The organism is Bradyrhizobium sp. URHD0069 (assembly GCF_000701345.1).
Classification (GTDB): Bacteria; Pseudomonadota; Alphaproteobacteria; order Rhizobiales; family Xanthobacteraceae; genus Bradyrhizobium.
Map to the genome: position 1 here is coordinate 1 of NZ_JNIJ01000019.1, position 18148 is coordinate 18148.

Below are 18148 nucleotides of genomic sequence, written 5' to 3' on the forward strand. Positions count from 1 at the left end.
GAGGGTTGGCTCTATGTGGCAGCGGTCATCGACCTATTCTCGCGCCGGGTGGTTGGCTGGTCGATGAGCGCCGGCATGACAGCCCAACTCGTTACGGACGCACTGCTGATGGCCGTGTGGCGGCGCGGCAAGCCGGATGCCCTGTTGCATCACTCGGACCAAGGCAGTCAGTACACCAGCGAGCAGTTCCAGCGGCTGATGGCCGACAGCGGCATTGTCTGCAGCATGAGCCGATCCGGCAATGTCTGGGACAACGCGGCGATGGAAAGCTTCTTCTCGTCGCTCAAGACCGAACGCACAGCTGGCAAAACCTATCGCACGAGAAACCAGGCCAGAGCTGATGTGTTCGATTACATTGAGCGGTTCTACAATGCGACCCGACGTCATTCGACGATCGGATACCTCAGCCCTGTTGAGTTCGAGCGCAAGGTGGGATTAGCTTAACGTCGCGTCCACGAAACCGGCAGCAGCTCATTCAATAAGGCCAGAACCTCATCTCGATTGGGACTTAAGAAATCCCATGGGTACATGCTCGCAGGCATCGTTGGGACTTCGCTGCCAACTTCATCTCCTGCCGACTCGATCTTTTCCAAGGTATTCGCCTGGTGCAATTGCATGATCGGATGCCTTGTGGCTCCCCAATGATCATGCTTGGAGCTAAACCAAACGTTAACGGCGAATCAGCCGCAACATGAACGATTGCTAGATCGAACTCCGTAAACCACAGAGCGCTCTTGATCGTAGTGGTGCCGGATGGTCCCAAGTTAGGTCATGAATCGCACGACGGCGCTAAGTTCAGCTTCCTTAAGAGTGGGTCTAAGCCGTCTGAACGACACTGCTTCACCTCGCTAACCTGTTTTGGGGGGCTGTCAGCGGAGGCTTTCTTTGACTGCTTTACGCTGCTGGCTTTCTGCTTTGCCGCCCTGGCCTTCAGATCATGCGGATCGCGCCAATGACGAGGAGTAATGTAGCGATGCGGTAGACTACGATCTCGGCAAACGAAAGACATACGCGAAGGCACTACCGCATTTCGCGAGAAAGGGAGGCGCGTTTCGTCTCGAGATAGACCGTCGATCGCCTGACGGCACGATAGCCAATCTACGAGCGGTGAGATATCGGATGCAAGGCCATCAACCGCAACGTCGACGCGTGTTCGACCCGACGCGCAAAGATCCTCACTGGGGACGTCGGAAGCTGGCGAGGGACCAATGACTGAACGGTCCGCGACGGAAATGAAAGAGGGCCAACTGAGGCGGCCTTACGGCGCGCGCAATCAAGCTGACCGCCTGCCGACTTGCGATTCGGCAAGTTCAAGGCCGAATTACAATGTAACTTTGTTATCCCACCGGATGCCTTACCGCTGATTTGCGTTCGGTAGTGGAATGGCGGCAAAGAGCAGGAGGACTCTTTGAGACATCGCGGCACTGAATTTGACGTTGAGGAAGGCCCGCCGTCGTGGTGGCACTGGACCATCTATCCGGAAGCCGGTCCGGATGTGATTAGTGAAGCGAAGTACCGGTCGCGGGAGGCCGCTGTTGCCGCCTGCATTGAAGAAATCAATAGCGGGATCGAGAGAAGCCGCCACGCCCGGAGGCTATGACCCTGCGGCATCACGACGTCTACTTGAACATCGTCTTGATCGCCTGCCAGAACGATAGGCCTTCCCGGTGTTGATGCTCAGCGGGTGGCGCCGGCGGAATGGCGCTCACCGGACCGATCAAACCTGCTTCCAATCGCGCATGCTTTTCCAGGTCGAGCCTCTCGGCCTCCCGGCGATCCGACTCATACTTGTCGACCGGAGTGAGATTGGCTTTCTGAGCCATTGCTTACCCTCCCCCTTTTTCCGTGACAGAAGCCAACGGGTCCCAGGTTGAGTTCGTTCCGTGGCGCTCCCAAAAAGAAAAAGCCTTGAGCTTACCGCTCCTCGTCCGGACACACCCAGACGTAAGGCGGCGATCTCAGGGGAAGCTTTATTCATTGTCGACTAAACTGCCGATCAGTCGGACGAGCGCTTGATGCTCGGATCCAGCATTGCTTTTTCGCAGAAAGTCCCCAAGCTCGATGCGGGTGAGCTTACCGCCAGAAGGCTCGTTGCCCTGTGCAGAACGAATACCTGATTGTCGTCACGGCATAGTAGCCATTGGTCACCGTTGTCGCTCCGGTAAATCTCTCGTTCCTTGCTCGGCATCGGCTCATCCTCGTCACGGCGCCGCATGGTGCGGTTGGAAGAGGCCGCCAACTGAGGCGGGCCTTACTGCCTCAAGGGCCTCGGCAGAACCGCTGTGAACGGCACGAGGGCGAGCGCTCGGCCCTCCTCATCTGCGATCACGAAAGCCTCCGGGACTTCCGACTTACCGCTCCTTGAGTGAGCGGTAGATTTGCGCCGGCAAGCTCCGGGCGCCGACCGATCCTCCAACAAGTGGCTACGCCCTCATTGTGGACGGCCATGTCAAGCTAGAGTTCAAGATCCAGGATTCCGCCATCCAAGCAGCCAAAGATTTGAAGCAGCGTTTTCCAAACCTTCAGATCAAGGTTTACGATGCGGAAACAAAGCGCAGTGAGAAGATCGAGCTAGCTCCAGCCTGATAGCGGCTGAGTTCGGCGTCTGGGAAATCGGAAACGGTTCGCAAACCACTCAACCTACCGGCGCATCCCGCTAACGAATCTAAAATCGTTCTGGCGGACGTTAGTGGCAACCAAAGGGGTGAAGATGGAGTTCGGACCATGAACGGGGAAGCCGCCTTAGAGAACGTGCGCCGATATCGCGCGATCGCTTCGTTATACCGACAAACCGCGGCCTTCCGGCCTGCCCAAAGCTGGTCTTTACTGGGGCAGGCTAAGGAATGGGAGCGTCGGGCCTTGGCGGAGTTGGAAGCCTACTTTGAACGGACCAGCGGCGAACAGGCGCGATATTGGAAATCGGTGGCGTCACCTGAGTGCCGCCCAGCGTGAATCGGATCTAAGTGTAAGGACGCCGCCAAGGTGTTCTCGAGCCATTGCTGTGCTGCGTGAGGCTAATCGGTTAGCTCATTCACATTCAAACAGCAAATCTCATCAATCTGCCGCGCCAGCGCGAGCGCGCTTACCCTTAGTGCCTCGATCTTCGATGCTTCGGGATGCTGCTTTTCAAGCTCTTGGATACGTTCGTTGAATGAGGCTAGCTCAAGGTAAAGGCGTTCGATTTCCGCGTTCTTCCTGACCGGCCCAACTGGCTTCCAAACCGTGCTTGATCGCATGTCGCGCTCCCCTGCTTGGTAACGCCTGCGTGAACCCGATTCGTGGCCAGAAATGGAAGCTCTCTTGGCGAGGATATGACCAGGCCGCGAGGTTGGTAATTTCGGAAAATCAGAATTTTACTCGACTCCCAACCCAAATCAGTGGTCTAAAGTCGCCGGCAGCAACCACGTTCGAGCAAACGAGAGGTCGACGGTGTCAGATCGGGATGTGGCGCAATCGGATTTGGTCGAGATCGCCAAGCGCAACGGCGACTTCAGGAAGAATTACGGACTGCTTGTCGGAGCAATTCTATACCTGCGCTCGATAAATGCAGCTCGGCCCCGATTGTTCTGGTGGTAAGCCTTGATAGCATGTGTAGCAGGTGTGTTGGGTTTCTGGTGGCGATAAGATAAACATACGGTCGCCCGCCGCGAAGCTCGTCCGCGCAATGCGGTCGTGTTTGTGATCACGTAAAGACCGCCACTCGAGTGGCCTATTTCAAGCGCAAGGACATCCGCTCCCCCTCCGCTCCCCAATCCACTCGCGCGTGCCAGTTCAGGGCACAATTCAAACAACTATATGTACACGGCTCTAACCTTGAGAAGGGTGAGGTCCCATGCGTGGATCTTGAATGTCAGAGAGTTAGTAAGTTACGCCTGCTTTACTGCGGTGCTTGCCATATGCCCTCCCGTACCAGCTTGGCCCCAATAGCCCATAAGCCGTCGTAGAAACGTTCAGCGGCTACGCTGAGGGAACGAGTCTTTGGCCGCGCAACAAGCCAGGTGATGAAAAGACCGGTAATCGGGCTTGCCGTAATGTGTTCGTGCTTGAGCAGCGAACGAACGCCACAAGCAGGCAGCACTGTATAGCCGAGCCCAGCCATCACGAGATCTGTCATCAAAGGTAAGGTGTTGGCCTCAAACCTTACATTTGGCTGCAGACCATGCTCGGCCAAACCCGCTTCGATCGTCAGACGTAAACTGTTGGGTCGCGTTGTTAGAACGAGAGGCAGTCCCTCAAGGGCCTGTATGGGCGTCTCCTTCCGCATCGATAATTTTGCACTGGGTGCTCCAACCAGGAGCATTCTCTCACGCCCAAGCGCTTGTGCAGTGACACCATGGACGGGCTCGTGCGTATTGGTGACTGCGACGTCGATGATGCCACTGGCGACTTGGTCGCGCAGTTGGGCGCTCGTTTCTTCAATGATGCGGACGACGACGCGAGGGTAGACCTTGTTAAAGGTCTTGATCAGAGGGACGGCAATCAACCCGCGCGGCGAAGGAGGTATGCCGAATGCAACTTCGCCGGACGGTTCGACCGACGCTGCCGCTACGTCGTCCTTCAGTGAGCGCAATCGCCGCTCGATGCTTTGCAATCCCTCGTGCAATTGTTTGCCGGCGTCCGTCAGCATCATGCCGCGGCCGCCTCTCAGAAACAAGGGAGTCTGAAATTGCTCCTCAATGGCCTGAATCTGTCGACTAAGCGTTGGTTGTGACACGCGCAAGGATCGAGATGCGCTGCTGAGATTGCCGTGCTCCACGACAGCAAAGAAGTATTGGATTTTTCGCAGGTCCATGCACTGCCTCCCCGAGCATGGTATACGTTTTTTGAATGGAACGTATGGAGAAACTTCGATTGCTGCATGTGATGGCCGTTGCTACGCTTTCGCTGATTTGAACGAACTGGGGGCTACCATGCGATCTTTTCTCCGCTTGAGTGCAATGTTCGCCAGCATAGTGCTGATGCTCGGAACAAATGCGAGTGCTCAGGAACCAATCCGGATCGGGGTATTGTTGCCGTTTACCGGGCCACTGGCCAAAAACGGGATCGAGAACTGGGAGGCCATGCAGATCGCGCGCGATATGATCAACGAGCGCGGAGGGCTCAACGGGCGCAAGGTCGAATATGTGCAGGGCGACGCAACCACTCCGAATGCGGCAATCAGTGAAACGGAGCGATTGATCACCAAGGAGGGGATCAAGATCACCACCGGTTCATTTGCATCGCCGCTCGCAATTGCGGTGAGCCAAGCGGCGGAGCGTCACGGTGTATTCCACTGGGAAACGACAGGCGCTGCAGAAATCATTACCCGCCGTGGGTTCAAGCATACCTTTCAGGTGGGCGCGCCAGCCCGGAAATATGGACAAGCGGCAGTGGACTTCGTCGTTGAAGACCTGTCGGCTCGCCTGAAAAAGCCGATGAGCAACCTCCGGATGGCGCTTCTGTGGGAAAACCGGGCGTTCGGGAAGTCAGTGGGTGATGGCATTCGGGCATATTCCGAGAAGAAAGGCATCAAGCTCGTTTACGATGAGGGTTACGACCAAACAGCGACGGACATGACGCCCATCGTGCAAAAGTTGAAGGACGTGAAGCCCGATGTACTGATTGCGATCTCGTTTCCCAATGATGCCATCCTGTTTCAGCGGAAGGCGAAGGAGCTTGATTTCAATGTCAACGCGTTTATCGGCGTGAGTGCTGGGTACTCGGCTCCCGATTTGCGAGATTCGATCGGAAATTCCGTCACGGGAATTTTCGTCGCCGATTTCCCCCCGAAGGTAAATGCCAACGTGCTGAAGCCTGAAGTGAAGAAAGTCGCGGAAGAGTTCTACAAACGCTATGAGGCCAAGTTGAAGCGTGCTCCGGCCGGACATGCCGCAGCGGGCTTCTCGGCCGTCTGGGCGTTGTTCACCGAAGTGTTGCCTAAGGCGAAGACCTACGAGCCGGCCGAGCTACGAGACATCGTGCTGAAACTCGATCTTCCGGAGGGATCGCTCGTCAACGGCAGCGGCATCAAGTTTACCAACTTCGATTGGCCGGATGATCCAAAGGATGCAGGCCAAAACCTGCGTGCATCGATCGGCGTTTGGCAGTGGACGAAGGACGGCAACGAGCAGGTGTTTCCGCCGAGCCTTGCGACCCACGAGCCCATACAGGTGCCGCTGCCCGGCTGGGACAAGCGCTGACAACGCGTAGTCATCAGGTGCGCGGAGCTTGGATCCGCGCATCTTTTGCTCTCATTGTGAAGCGAATGTCATGAGCACATTAGGACAACTCGTCATTTCGGGCATCCTTATCGGTGGCATTTATGCCCTGATGAGCATCGGCTTGACCCTGATTTTCGGCGTACTGCGCATCGTGAATTTCGCGCATGGTGAGTTCTTAATGGTCGCGATGTACGGCGCGTGGGCAATCACGCGTCTCCTCGGGCTCAATCCCTATGTCGCTGCTGTCGCGATCGTTCCGGCGATGTTTCTGTTCGGTGCGATAGTCTATCGGATGATCATTAATCCGGCGCTCGACAAGCCGCATCTCGTTGTCGTGTTTGCAACCATGGCGCTATCGATCTTCATGCAGAATGTGGCACTCATGATGATGACTGCTGATCTCATGGATGTGCCGCCGATCTTCGGTCGCTCCATCACGATCGGTCCGATCTATATCAAGGTTGAACTTCTACTCGGCTTTATCATCACCATTCTCTGCACAGTGGCGCTGCAATGGATGATCAAGACGACCTATCTGGGAAAGGCGATCAGAGCGACGGTGCAGGACGGAGAAGCCGCGATGCTGATGGGTATTCCAGTGCCCCGCATTTTTCTGATTACCTTTGCCGGCGGATCGGCGTTGGTTGGGCTTGCTGCTTGCGTCATGATGCCGTTGTTCTCCGTCTTTCCAACGGTGGGGCTGAACTTTGTCCTCATCGCCTTTGTGATCGTGGTGCTGGGCGGCATGGGAAGCATCGAAGGAGCGCTGCTTGGCGGCATTTGCGTCGGCGTGGTGCAATCGTTGAGCAGCTATTATGTCGCGCCAGCCTTCGGCCAGATGTTCTTCTTCGTTCTTTTCTTGTTTGTGATGATTTTTCGTCCCAACGGATTACTCGGTCAGAAGGGCGCGGCAACCATCGGCATGAATGAGTAGGGACTGATGTTGGTTACCGGTGCTGTTTCTACTAAAAAGCCAATGCGTGTTCCAATTCTTCCGGAACGCGGCCGACTGTCCTGGTTCGAACTCGTTCTGCTGCTTGTCTGCATTGGACTTGTGGTCGCGAGCATCCCTTCAAGTCTGCGGGATGTCATTCTGCTGAGTTTCTTGTTCGGCGGCCTCGCGCTCGCCTGGAATATTGCCGGCGGCTATGCCGGGCTGATCTCATTCGGGCATGCTGCGTTTTTCGGCGTTGGCGGCTACACGTCCACGATTCTTTTGGTGCACTATGACATCACGCCTTGGATCGGGATTTGGTTTGGCGGGACAATCGCCGGCGTGTTCGGGGCCGCTCTCGCGCTGATATGCGCGCGGCTGCGCGGCCCGTTCTTTATCTTATCGACGCTAGCGTTCGCCGAAGTGGTCCGCATTGGCGCCCTGAACTGGTCGTCGCTGACCGGAGGTCCGGAAGGTCTGTCAATCATGCCGACGCCAGGTCTCGCGTCGATGGTGTTCGCGTCAAAGGCGACTTACGCGTGGCTGATGCTTGGCTATCTCGTCGTGGTCTACGCGATCACCAAGGCGCTGGAGGCATCGCGGTTCGGTTACTATCTGTTCGCGATCCGTGACAACGAGGACGCCGCCAGCGCAGCAGGAGTGAACCCTCTTCTTGGACGCACGTTGGCGATGGCCCTGAGTGCTGCCCTGACCGGGGTGGGTGGGTCGCTGTTTGCGCAGTATTTTCTTTATCTTGATCCGACTTACGTAATCTCCCCAGAGCTTTCATTTCAGTTTGCGCTGCTGCCTGCGGTCGGTGGTTTAGGTACGGCGATTGGCCCGGTGTTGGGTTCGTTTCTAATTACACCGCTATCGGAGCTCCTCCGTTCCTATTTCGGAAACTCCGCCGCCGGGCTGCATCTCGTGATCTATAGCCTTGGGCTGGTTGTGGTGATGCTGTATTTTCCAAGTGGCCTGGCGGGTGCACTAGCCAAGCTAGCGCGCTGGAGACCATTCTCGTGAGCGCGTTTCTTGAAGTTCGTCACGTCAGCCGGGCCTTCAATTCAACCATGGCGGTCAAGGACGTTAGCTTCGCGGTACAGCAAGGCGAGCTGCTCGGATTGATGGGCCCCAACGGTGCCGGCAAGAGCACGCTTTTCAATCTGATTGCCGGTGTGCTGGCTCCGACTGCGGGCGAAATCATTTTTGAGGGGAAGCCCGTTACCGGTCGCAAGCCCTACGAAGTTGCGCGGATCGGCATCGCACGGACGTTTCAGATTCCGAAGCCTTACCGCCAACTTTCGGTTGTCGAGAATGTAATGCTGAGTGCGTTTTTGCGTGAGAAGTCGGTAGCCGGCGCGCGTTCGCTTGCGGAAGCAACGCTCGCGGATGTTGGACTATCCGATTACTTCGGAACGCCGGTCGGTTCGTTGACCGTTGGCCTCCTTAAGCGCCTTGAAGTCGCAAGAGCGCTGGCGATGCGTCCGAAGCTTGTGCTGTTTGATGAGATCATGGCGGGACTGACGCCAACTGAGGTTGGCGCCATGACGAAGTTTGTGGCGTCGCTGCCATCGCGCGGCATTACGGTTGTTTGGGTTGAACACGTACTCTACGCGATCATGAAAACGGCAACGCGCATGGTTGTGATCAATCGCGGCGAAGTCATTGCCGGAGGCGCGCCCGCGGCGATCGCGCGCGACCCGGCCGTTGTGAAGGCTTATCTCGGTGAGGAGATGGACCTTGCTTGAGGTAAGGCATCTGAACGCGTTTTACGGACCGGTTCAGGTCCTGCACGATGTGAGCTTGTCCGTCGCTGCGGGCGAGATCGTCGCGCTTGTCGGCGCGAACGCCGCAGGCAAAAGCACCCTGATGTTTACGCTCGCAGGATTGCGGACAACGCACACCGGCGAGATCTTGCTTGATGGCGTCGCGATAGACCCGTTTGCGGCGTATGAGAGGCCATCGCGTGGCCTTGTGCTGGTGCCCGAGAGACGGCGCCTGTTCCCGTTTATGAACGTCCTCGAAAATCTGGAAGTGGGCGCTTATTGCCCGGCTGCCCGTTCGGTTGCGCGGAAGACTCTCGATGAGGTTTTTGAGCTTCTGCCCGTGTTGGCGGAGCGCCGCAAGCAAGTCGCCGGATCCATGAGCGGTGGCGAGCAGCAGATGCTTGCGATTGGCCGCGCTCTGATGGCCAAGCCACGTGTTTTGCTGCTCGATGAGCCGACTGAAGGTCTGGCGCCGATCTACGTGAAGCTGCTCTTCGATCTGATCGTCAATCTTCGTGTTAAGGGCCTGACGGTATTAATCGTGGAGCAGAACGTACACCACGTCCTGCATACGGCGGACCGGGCTTACGTACTTGAAAATGGCCACATCGTCATGGAAGGGAAAGGCAGTGCTCTTCTGAACGATGAAAGACTTAAGACTGCTTATCTAGGGCTTTGATGATGATTACTGATGTGCACTGTCACTTCGTGCCGGATGAATTTTTCCGCTTTGCAAGTACGAAAGAAGAGTTCGGAATAAGGGTCAAGCGCAGGGAGGATGAAGCCGTCGATCTCGACATCCGCGGCATGCATTTTGGCCTGAACACGACATTCTTTGAAATGTCCAAGCAGCTCGAGCGCATGAAACGGGATGGCGTGGAACGTTCGATCCTGTCTCTCGCAACACCGTTCATTGATTATCATCTCGACCCCAAGCTTGCCGTCGAAGCTGCCCGCGTATTCAACGATGCGTTGGCGTCCGCGATTGCGTCCGATAAAGCCAGATTTGGCGGCTGGGCGATGTTGCCCATGCAGGACCCGGCTGCTGCGGCTCAAGAGCTTCGCCGTTGTGTCCGGGATCATGGGTTTGTCGGCGGACATGTCGCATCTAACGTACGCGGTATTTATTTGCACGACGCACAGTTCGAGCCGATCTTCCAAGCCGCGGTCGATCTCAATGTGCCGTTGTTTATCCATCCGGCGGATCCGCTCGGAAAGGACCGAACCAAAGATTATGAGCTCACCATTGTGGCCGGTTATCTTTTCGACAACACGATCAATATTCTCAGGATGATCTGTTCCGGGTTTCTTGACCGGTGGCCTAATCTGAAACTGCTCTGCGCGCATGCAGGAGCCTTTAGCCCGATATTGAGGGCGCGGATGCAACGCGAAGTCGATACCAATCCTCAGCTCAAGAGCACGCTCAAGGCGCCGGTCGGCGATTATCTTCGTCGACTTTATTTTGACACCATTTGCTTCGAGCCGGCGATACTCCGTTATGTTACGGACGTTGTTCAGGTGGAGCACCTGATGCTAGGAAGCGATGCGCCGTTCCCGCTGGGCGAGCCAGACCCCGTCAATTTTGTTCGGAATGCATTGCCGGCCGATCACGTTGATCTCATTCTGAACCGGAATTTCGATCGTTTGATTGGAGCGTAAATGGACATTCGGCGATTGCTGCTGGTGAAGGATGTTGTCTACGCGGAAGGCGGTCTCCCCTCCGTCGTGCCCGTTACTCGTGTGGCCGCCTGTGCTGTGATCGCCAATCCACTTGCAGGCCGCGCCGTCGATGATTTGGGGGAGCTTATTCCGTTGGGCGCCGAATTGGGCGAACTGCTGACCCGCGAAGCCTTGAGCATGCTGGAGAAGCAGGTGATGTCTTATGGAAAAGCTGCCATCGTTGGTGTTTCCGGAGACATCGAACATGCGGCGGCTATTCTGCATCCGCGGATGGGCAAACCGATCAGGGATGCCATTGGCGGCGGCCAGGCCATCATCCCTTCGAATGTCAAAATTGGATCCGTCGGTGCCGGGATCGACGTTCCTCTCGGCCACAAGGATGACGTCTGGTCCTTTGATCAGATCGATACGATCACCGTGATGGTGCCTAATGCTCCGCGTCCTGACGAAATTGTAGTTGTCGTTGCTCTCGCGGATGGTGGACGGCCGCGTCCCCGTGTTTCCAAAGCGGGCGCAGTTCCGCCTGCAGCAGCGGTGGGTGACAGGGCGAGGATAACATGAGCGATCGTCCCGGACTGGAGCACGTCCAAGTTACAGTGAACGGAAAGCTATTTGAGCGGGATGTCGAACCGCGTCTCCATCTTGGAGATTTCCTGCGGCACGAGCTGAAACTGACCGGGACCCATATCGGTTGTGAGCACGGCGTGTGCGGCGCCTGCACGGTCATTTTCAATGATGCCCCTGTCCGGTCGTGCCTGATGTTCGCGGGGCAAGCCAATGGCGCACGCATCACCACGGTGGAAGGCCTCGCCAGAGCAGACGGACAATTGCATCCCGTCCAGGAGGCATTCCGGAACCGGCACGCACTGCAGTGCGGCTTCTGCACGCCGGGAATGTTGATGACCATCGTCGCTTTTCTGTCTGAGAGTCCAACGGCAGATGAAGTTGATATCCGGGATGCAATTTCTGGAAACATCTGCCGTTGCACCGGATATGAAACGATCGTCGATGCCGCCCTTGACGCGGGGCGCGTGCTGCGTGGAGAAGCCTGATGGGCGCTCGTTATTTCGGTGCCGAAGTCCGGCGTGTCGAGGATCCGAAGCTCATCACCGGCCAGGGCCACTATCTGGATGATTTGCAAATCCCCGGCGTTTTGCACGCGGCTTTTGTGCGCTCCAGTCATGCACACGCTCGCATCCGCGCCATCGATACCTCAGGCGCGAGCAAGATGGCCGGTGTTATCGCTGTTTTGACGGCAGCTGATTTCGGCGAGCAGGGCGGCAAGATGATGCCGCATATGGTTCCTGTTGCGGCTGTTAAACAGCCTTTGAATTACCAACCGCTTGCCGACCGCGAAGTCTGCCATGTCGGCGTTCCGATTGCCGTGGTCATTGCCGAAAGCCGGTCTATCGCGGAGGACGCAGCTGCGATCGTCGATGTCGATTTCGAGCTGCTCCCGGCGATAATCGACTGGCGCAAGGCGCTTGATCCAGATGCTCCGCGTGCCCATTCGGGCGCTCCCGACAATCTTGTCGCCGGTCTCCATGGCCGCTTCGGTGCTGTGGAAGACGTTTTCGCCAAAGCCCCCCATGTCTTTGCTGAAACATTCGAAACCCATCGGGGCGGCTGCCATTCAATGGAATGCCGCGGGGTCGCGGCTGCACTTGCTCCTTTTGGTGGAGAGCTCAACGTTTGGAGTTCGACACAGGCGCCGCACATGGTACGGCGCCTGATCGCGGAACATTTGGGCCGCGACGAGCAAACGGTTCGAGTCATTGCCCCGGATGTCGGCGGCGGCTTTGGACCAAAATGTTCGCTTTATCCCGAAGAAATCGTCATTCCGCTCGCCGCGATCAAGTTGCAGCGTTCAGTAAAATGGGTTGAGGACCGTACCGAGCATTTTCTTTCAACCACGCAACAGCGCGACCAGGCGTGGGAGCTCGAAGTTGCCGCCGACAACAGCGGGCGCCTGCTGGGCGTGCGCGGCCGATGTGTGCACGATAACGGCGCTTACGTTCCTTATGGTCTCGTTGCGGCCGTGACGTCGCTCAGCGCCTTTCCAGGGCCTTACGCGCTTGAAGCGGTCGACGTCAAAGTTGACGTGGTTTTCACGAATCTCGTGCCGAATACGCCGGTCCGCGGTGCCGGACGGCCGACTGCATGCTTCGTGCTTGAAAGGCTGGCGGACCGGGTCGCACGTGAGCTATCGTTGGACCCGGCCGACGTCCGCCGCCGCAGTTTTGTGCGCAAAGAACAGTTCCCTTATTCTACGGGCATGAAAGCCCGTGATGGTTCACCCGTCAGTTATGACAGTGGCGATTATCACGCGTGCCTTGAAGCTGTGCTTGAGCGCGGCGGAAGTGACTTTCTTGAGCGGCAAAAGATTGCGCTTGACCGGCGGCGTTATCTCGGGCGGGGCATTGCGAGCTATATCGAAGATACCGGCTTGGCACCGTTCGAAGGCGCGACCGTTCGCGTGCAACCGAGCGGAAAAATCGTAATCCAGACCGGCGCGGCAAGCCAGGGACAGGGGCACGCGACGATATTTTCACAGATTTGCGCGGACGCGGTCGGCGTCACGATTGAAGACATAGTCGTTGAGGCTGGCGACACTGGAACATTCCCGCTGGGAATTGGTGCCATCGCAAGTCGGACAGCGGTGACTGCCGGATCCTCTGTTCACCAGGCGTCAGTGGCCGTCCGCGACAAGGCGATTAAGGTCGCGAGCGAAATTTTGGAAGCAGCCGAAGCCGATCTTGTGCTTGAGGACGGCGTTGTCCGAGTGGCTGGCTCCGACGCGCAAGTGACGCTTGGCCAGCTTGCCTTTCGCTTAAATGGAATGTCAGGCATCCCGATGTTTTCAGGGATAAAGCCTGGGCTTGAAGCGACGGCTTTCTATGAAGCCCGCAAATCGACATTTGCGAGCGGAACGCATCTCGCCGAAGTCGAAGTCGACGTCGAGACGGGACGGGTGGAGATTCGGCGCTATGTCGTCGGGCACGACTGCGGGCGGCTGATCAATCCCATGCTAGTGGATGGACAGGTTCGAGGCGGCGTCGTGCACGGCATCGGCAACGCGCTGTTTGAACGTATGATCCATGATGAAAACGGGCAGCCGGTGACGACCAATTATGCCGACTATTTGCTCCCGACTGCTCCAGAAGTGCCGCGCATCGAGATCATTCACTTTGAATCCGCGTCGCCGCTGAATCCGATCGGTGTCAAGGGCGCAGGTGAAGGAGGGACGATTCCCGCCGCTGCATGCATTATCTCAGCTATTGAGAATGCCATTGCGCCGTTTAACGTTCGTTTAACGGAGCATCCCATCTCTCCCGCTCGCCTTCGTCAATTGATCAAGGCGGCGACAATATCTGGTGAAACAGCACCGATCGCTCGGGAAGAGGCTATAATGGCTTGTTCAATTGGCGTTAAGCGCACGGTGTAATGCGCGTTCCGTAACGGCGCGGACGAGATCCCGTCTGTATTCGCCGCTGGTCAGATGGTCTTCGAGGGGCTCGATCGCATCGGCTGCCGCGTCGGCAGCCATCTTGAAAGTCTGAAAGCTCGGTGCTTGACCTTTCAAAGCGGCTTCGGCTTCGGGGATGCGACGAGATTTTCCTTCGGCGCCGCCAATTCCAAGGCGGGGCTCGACAACCAAGCCGCCTTCAACTTGGTAGGTGACAAGAGCCGCGGCCATTGCGAAGTCACCTGCGCGACGACTGAATTCGTAGAAACCAAATCGTGTGGCTTCGGGCAGGAGAGGTATCCTTGCCTCTGCGAGTAACTCATCTTCCGCAAGCGATGTTGACATGATCCCGGACAAAAAATCATCGGCCATAACCGTCCGGTCGCCGCGCTTGCTTTTGACCACAAGTTTGGCGCCAAGAGTTGCTGCGACGAGGCACCATTCCGAAGCTGGATCGGCATGCGCCAAGCTGCCACAGAAGGTGCCACGACTGCGGATGGCATAGTGAGCAATGTTGTGGGCGACAACGGACATCAGGCGCCCCAGCGGGCCGTCAACGACCGGGCGATGGAAGGCGGCATGACGCACGAGGGCGCCAATGGAAAGCTCATCTCCATCGATTGAGAGCCGATCAAGTCCGTCGACATTATTTATGTCGACCAGGTGCGCAGGATCTGCCATCCGAAAGGCCATAATCGGTACAAGACTTTGTCCGCCGGCAAGAATACGACCATGTTTCGGAGCAACGTCGGCAAGGATTGCAAGAGTTTCTTCGACGGTGCGGGGGGCGTGACGAACGAATGCCGCTGTTTTCATTGGCGAGATGGTGCCCTGTGGATCCCTGATTACATTTAGATGTTAGCAAGTAAAAATTGAGCGGGTCAATGAATATGAGGTATTTCGGATCGGATATAACGTATTACCAGCTTAGGTACGATGGATTTATGCAATATTGACGACGCCGTCTGTTGTAGGTAACGCGATCGAGCGTGCACTATTAATCGCTGGGGCTGGATACATCGCCGAGCAGAGGTTGTTCTCATTCGTCATCATATCGGAGTCTCGGCCGTGACCAAGAAGCCAGCTTTTCAATCTTCGCCTTCCAATCCGAACATCAAAGAGATTCAGACAATCCCCGAGCGGCGAGTTGACATGCCGTATGCGCCGGCGATCCGTGTGGAGAGCCCGTGCGGGCTGCTTTTCATTTCGGGCGCAACGCCATCTCCGCTTTATCACAAGCACCCTCACGTGCTCGAAGAGCATGACCATCCCAACCGGATCGAGGATCAGACCCGGCGGGCAATGGAAACGATCAAGGCGATTCTTGATCATGAAGGGCTGACGTGGACTGACGTCGTGAAAGTTACGAAATATCTGACCGACATTCGGGATCAGGATGGAATGGTGTCCGTTCTCAAGGAATATTTCGGATCTTGGACGCCGGCCAGCACCACCATTTGCATAAACCAGTTATCAACACCGGGTGCTCGTATCGAGTTGGATATGATCGCCGCTTTTCCGGCATCCATGTAAATCGCACAATAATGTAGCTGTAGCCTAACAGCGGCCCTCCTGAGCTGTTGAAGTGGCGATTCCTGACTGCCCACATATAGATCTCTTATCAAACGAGACCTTGCCCCTTGTAGGGGCAAGGTCCACACAATAAGGCTCACAATTGTTGGATAAGGACACCGTAGCTCACGTTTGGGGGAGCCAAGGGGGAGCTGCGCATTACGTGCCGCGCTTCCGTCGCCCTGTGCGCGGGCACTTCTACTTCTGACGTCCTCCAGCATCCAAAATCCACGTCCGGTCAGCGAAGCTACATAAATTCGCTCCTGCCCGAGCGCAGCGCCAGGCTCAATCGACAGCTCGTTCAACATCGCTTCAATTGTCTCGTCGAACAGATGACCTAGATAGGCATGGACAGCTTCACCAGTAAATAGCGCCGGTTCACGGTCCGAGCCGACCGAGCCATATCTGGGCGGGCCACGCCTAGGTGACTTCCGCGCGGGTGAACATGCCGGATAGGGCGGGCTGGCCTGCTTCCACGCGGCGTTTCATCCAAGCGCGGGCGGTGCGGACGACCTCCGAAACGTCGAAGACACGGCCATCGGCGTCCCAGCCCTCGCGCAAGCCCACGCTGATGCGAAAATCACGGCGAGGACCTAACGAGCCTTGAACAACAGAATAATCTTCAACCCGCGGCGCGGCAGGTCGGGTGATGGACACTTCAGGCATCGTCTGCAACTCCTTCCGAATTGGCTAGTCGGCTTGCCGCGAGGTCCTAAGTGTAAAAATGTACGCAGTCAGTCTCGCGTCTGCATCATGCTGATTATTAAGGTGGAGAACGCGCAACAGATCGTGGGATCAAGACACCGACATTGAGGCTGTGGAGGAGCATTCGTCGGAGTCGCACGAGCCTCGCGGCACGCGCATGGATCCTGAACATGTACTCCGATTTGGAGATTCCTTCCCAGCGGAAATATCCGCAACATTGAAGGGCCTATGTGGGAATATAAAGTGGGCTTCTGTCACGTAAACGCTGTTGTGAGTGAAGAAAGCATCCTATTGTGTGAGCTGCACCGTTGAGCCTGTTCGGGGCCATCACCGGGACGACTTTTGGCAAGCCAACTCAGTGAGTTGCGCAACAACAAACAACGATGTTTAGTAGGCCGCTGGACGGTTATCATGTCTGATGCACAGAAGGTCTTACCCGTTCGCCCGGTAAGTTGGGCAAGGTTGCGCACCGAGCAACGAGGCTGTTGGCGCAGCGCCCCGCAATGGGCTTACTCCTGGCTTGTATTTTGGAGTCAGCAATGGAGCTTTCTAAAGATTCTCGATGCGGCCGGAAAGTTTGTGATCATCGTTGCTATAGTTCAGTGGTTTCTTGAATCTGGAAATCGCGCAAAGGAGCGACACTACAGGGCTTGGGAGATTGTAAATTCAGCTAGGGGTGCAGCGGGCGACGGTGGGCGAAAAGATGCACTGCAGGATCTAAACGCTGATGGTGTTTCTTTGGCGAATGCTCCGCTTTCTAACGCTTATCTGATAGGAATAAAATTGCAGCGGGCAATACTAATTGGCGCGTCACTCTCCGAAACAAACTTGCTCGAAGCGAGCCTCGCAAATGCAAATCTATTTCTCGCTGACCTGACGAACGCAAATTTAGCCCGTGCTCAACTGCAGGGAGCAGATTTGGGTTCCGCTAAATTGATCAATGCTAACTTGATTGGTGCCAATCTCAATGAGGCCAAACTGGCTTCGGCAAATTTGACCGGCGCGAATTTGCTTGGAGCGAGCCTTTTCAAGGCCGACTTAACTGGAACAACGGTTGATCAGGCGACTTTTTGTCGAACACTCATGCCGAACGGAACCACCAACAACACGAGCTGTGCGCCTCAAGGGCAAAAGCCTGAATAGGCCGGAATGGTGAACTATGTTAATCGCAAGTGCTGACCGATCTAAAGGCAAACTAAAGTTCATCGTACATACGTTAATTTTGTGCCTTGTTCAGCTGGTTTTTGCACCCGCGCATGCGGAGGAGGTGTATACTGTTTGCATTGGGGACCGCAATTATTGCGAGGGTGGCGGCCCTTGGTTTTCGTGCGGTACATCTGTTGAACAGGCCGCACAGGCTGTTTGCACAACCTCCACTACAAGTGCGCAAAAAGTAAGTCAGTTCACGTTTACAAAACTTTCTGAAAAACCCGGTGGCCGTTGCGGACATTCAATGTTTCGAGTCGCGTGCAAAAAATGAAACCACAAACTTTGGCCGGAGCGCCCATGGCCTGAACCACTTTGTTAGCTCAAAAACATTCATCGATAATCTCCTTAGACTGTCACTCTCTCAAAGCTGAAATAGTATCTCGGGCAAAGTCCCAATCAGATGGTTCTTTGTTGGGACCTGATGAGCCGTCTATGATAGCAGAGACGCTTGAAGTCTTAAGTGAAATCGCGGCGATGCCGACGCCTCAGTCGCGAATAGCTGCCGATGTGTAGCTGACCAATCGTCCCCCAAACGGTGTACGGCCAGCATTGACGGGCGGATTTCGAACTCACGCGGTTCGAGGCAATTTTTCGCGGCCCTCATCTTGTAAGAGCT

General features: G+C 56.2%; 18 protein-coding genes. 13 read left to right on the forward strand and 5 right to left on the reverse strand.

Annotation, left to right across the window (positions count from 1 at the left end):
• Positions 1-444: IS3 family transposase (locus tag N554_RS0112755; protein WP_029583819.1), on the forward strand; the 444-nt coding region annotated here is incomplete at its 5' end.
• A 1175-nt stretch (positions 445-1619) separates the two neighbouring features.
• Here N554_RS0112755 and N554_RS0112760 read toward each other — a convergent pair.
• On the reverse strand, positions 1620-1823 hold the full coding sequence (locus N554_RS0112760) for a hypothetical protein (protein WP_029583820.1): 204 nt from the start codon (positions 1821-1823) through the stop codon (positions 1620-1622).
• A 901-nt stretch (positions 1824-2724) separates the two neighbouring features.
• Here N554_RS0112760 and N554_RS41970 point away from each other — a divergent pair.
• On the forward strand, positions 2725-2952 hold the full coding sequence (locus N554_RS41970) for a hypothetical protein (RefSeq protein WP_081851253.1): 228 nt from the start codon (positions 2725-2727) through the stop codon (positions 2950-2952).
• Positions 2953-3014: 62 nt separating this feature from the next.
• Here the strand turns inward: N554_RS41970 and N554_RS0112770 are convergent, their stop codons facing one another.
• Entirely contained in the window at positions 3015-3236 is a 222-nt protein-coding gene (locus N554_RS0112770; RefSeq protein WP_029583822.1) for a hypothetical protein, read from the reverse strand.
• A 641-nt stretch (positions 3237-3877) separates the two neighbouring features.
• On the reverse strand, positions 3878-4792 hold the full coding sequence (locus N554_RS0112780) for a LysR family transcriptional regulator (protein ID WP_029583823.1): 915 nt from the start codon (positions 4790-4792) through the stop codon (positions 3878-3880).
• Positions 4793-4889: 97 nt separating this feature from the next.
• Here N554_RS0112780 and N554_RS0112785 point away from each other — a divergent pair, with 97 nt between their 5' ends.
• The 9 genes from N554_RS0112785 (at position 4890) to N554_RS0112825 (ending at position 14025) form a co-directional block, all read left to right on the forward strand.
• Positions 4890-6179, forward strand: a complete 1290-nt coding sequence (locus N554_RS0112785) for an ABC transporter substrate-binding protein (RefSeq protein ID WP_197033566.1) — start codon at positions 4890-4892, stop codon at positions 6177-6179.
• Positions 6180-6249: 70 nt separating this feature from the next.
• Positions 6250-7134, forward strand: a complete 885-nt coding sequence (locus tag N554_RS0112790) for a branched-chain amino acid ABC transporter permease (RefSeq protein ID WP_029583825.1) — start codon at positions 6250-6252, stop codon at positions 7132-7134.
• A gap of 42 nt (positions 7135-7176) precedes the next feature.
• Entirely contained in the window at positions 7177-8157 is a 981-nt protein-coding gene (locus tag N554_RS0112795; protein ID WP_051677473.1) for a branched-chain amino acid ABC transporter permease, read from the forward strand.
• Entirely contained in the window at positions 8154-8882 is a 729-nt protein-coding gene (locus N554_RS0112800; RefSeq protein ID WP_029583827.1) for an ABC transporter ATP-binding protein, read from the forward strand. The genes N554_RS0112795 and N554_RS0112800 overlap by 4 nt, the downstream gene beginning before the upstream one ends.
• Entirely contained in the window at positions 8875-9579 is a 705-nt protein-coding gene (locus N554_RS0112805) for an ABC transporter ATP-binding protein (RefSeq protein ID WP_029583828.1), read from the forward strand. Before N554_RS0112800 ends, N554_RS0112805 begins: the two co-directional genes overlap by 8 nt.
• On the forward strand, positions 9579-10559 hold the full coding sequence (locus tag N554_RS0112810) for an amidohydrolase family protein (protein WP_029583829.1): 981 nt from the start codon (positions 9579-9581) through the stop codon (positions 10557-10559). The genes N554_RS0112805 and N554_RS0112810 overlap by 1 nt, the downstream gene beginning before the upstream one ends.
• Positions 10560-11141 carry an amino acid synthesis family protein gene (locus N554_RS0112815; RefSeq protein ID WP_051677474.1) on the forward strand — a complete coding sequence of 194 codons (582 nt, stop codon included), beginning with the start codon at positions 10560-10562 and terminating at the stop codon, positions 11139-11141.
• Positions 11138-11632: a (2Fe-2S)-binding protein gene (locus N554_RS0112820; protein ID WP_029583831.1), complete on the forward strand. Its 495-nt coding sequence runs from the start codon at positions 11138-11140 to the stop codon at positions 11630-11632. The genes N554_RS0112815 and N554_RS0112820 overlap by 4 nt, the downstream gene beginning before the upstream one ends.
• Positions 11632-14025: a xanthine dehydrogenase family protein molybdopterin-binding subunit gene (locus N554_RS0112825; RefSeq protein WP_051677475.1), complete on the forward strand. Its 2394-nt coding sequence runs from the start codon at positions 11632-11634 to the stop codon at positions 14023-14025. Before N554_RS0112820 ends, N554_RS0112825 begins: the two co-directional genes overlap by 1 nt.
• Here the strand turns inward: N554_RS0112825 and N554_RS0112830 are convergent.
• Entirely contained in the window at positions 13999-14862 is an 864-nt protein-coding gene (locus tag N554_RS0112830; protein ID WP_029583833.1) for an FAD binding domain-containing protein, read from the reverse strand. The two genes, N554_RS0112825 and N554_RS0112830, sit on opposite strands and share 27 nt — an antisense overlap.
• Before the next feature lie 252 nt (positions 14863-15114).
• On the opposite strand from N554_RS0112830, the gene N554_RS37335 reads away from it, so the two are divergent.
• Positions 15115-15579: a RidA family protein gene (locus tag N554_RS37335; RefSeq protein ID WP_051677477.1), complete on the forward strand. Its 465-nt coding sequence runs from the start codon at positions 15115-15117 to the stop codon at positions 15577-15579.
• A 459-nt stretch (positions 15580-16038) separates the two neighbouring features.
• Here the strand turns inward: N554_RS37335 and N554_RS41975 are convergent, their stop codons facing one another.
• Positions 16039-16284: a hypothetical protein gene (locus N554_RS41975; protein ID WP_245283588.1), complete on the reverse strand. Its 246-nt coding sequence runs from the start codon at positions 16282-16284 to the stop codon at positions 16039-16041.
• Between the two features lie 450 nt (positions 16285-16734).
• On the opposite strand from N554_RS41975, the gene N554_RS38270 reads away from it, so the two are divergent.
• On the forward strand, positions 16735-17466 hold the full coding sequence (locus N554_RS38270; RefSeq protein WP_081851256.1) for a pentapeptide repeat-containing protein: 732 nt from the start codon (positions 16735-16737) through the stop codon (positions 17464-17466).
• Positions 17467-18148 lie beyond the last annotated feature (682 nt).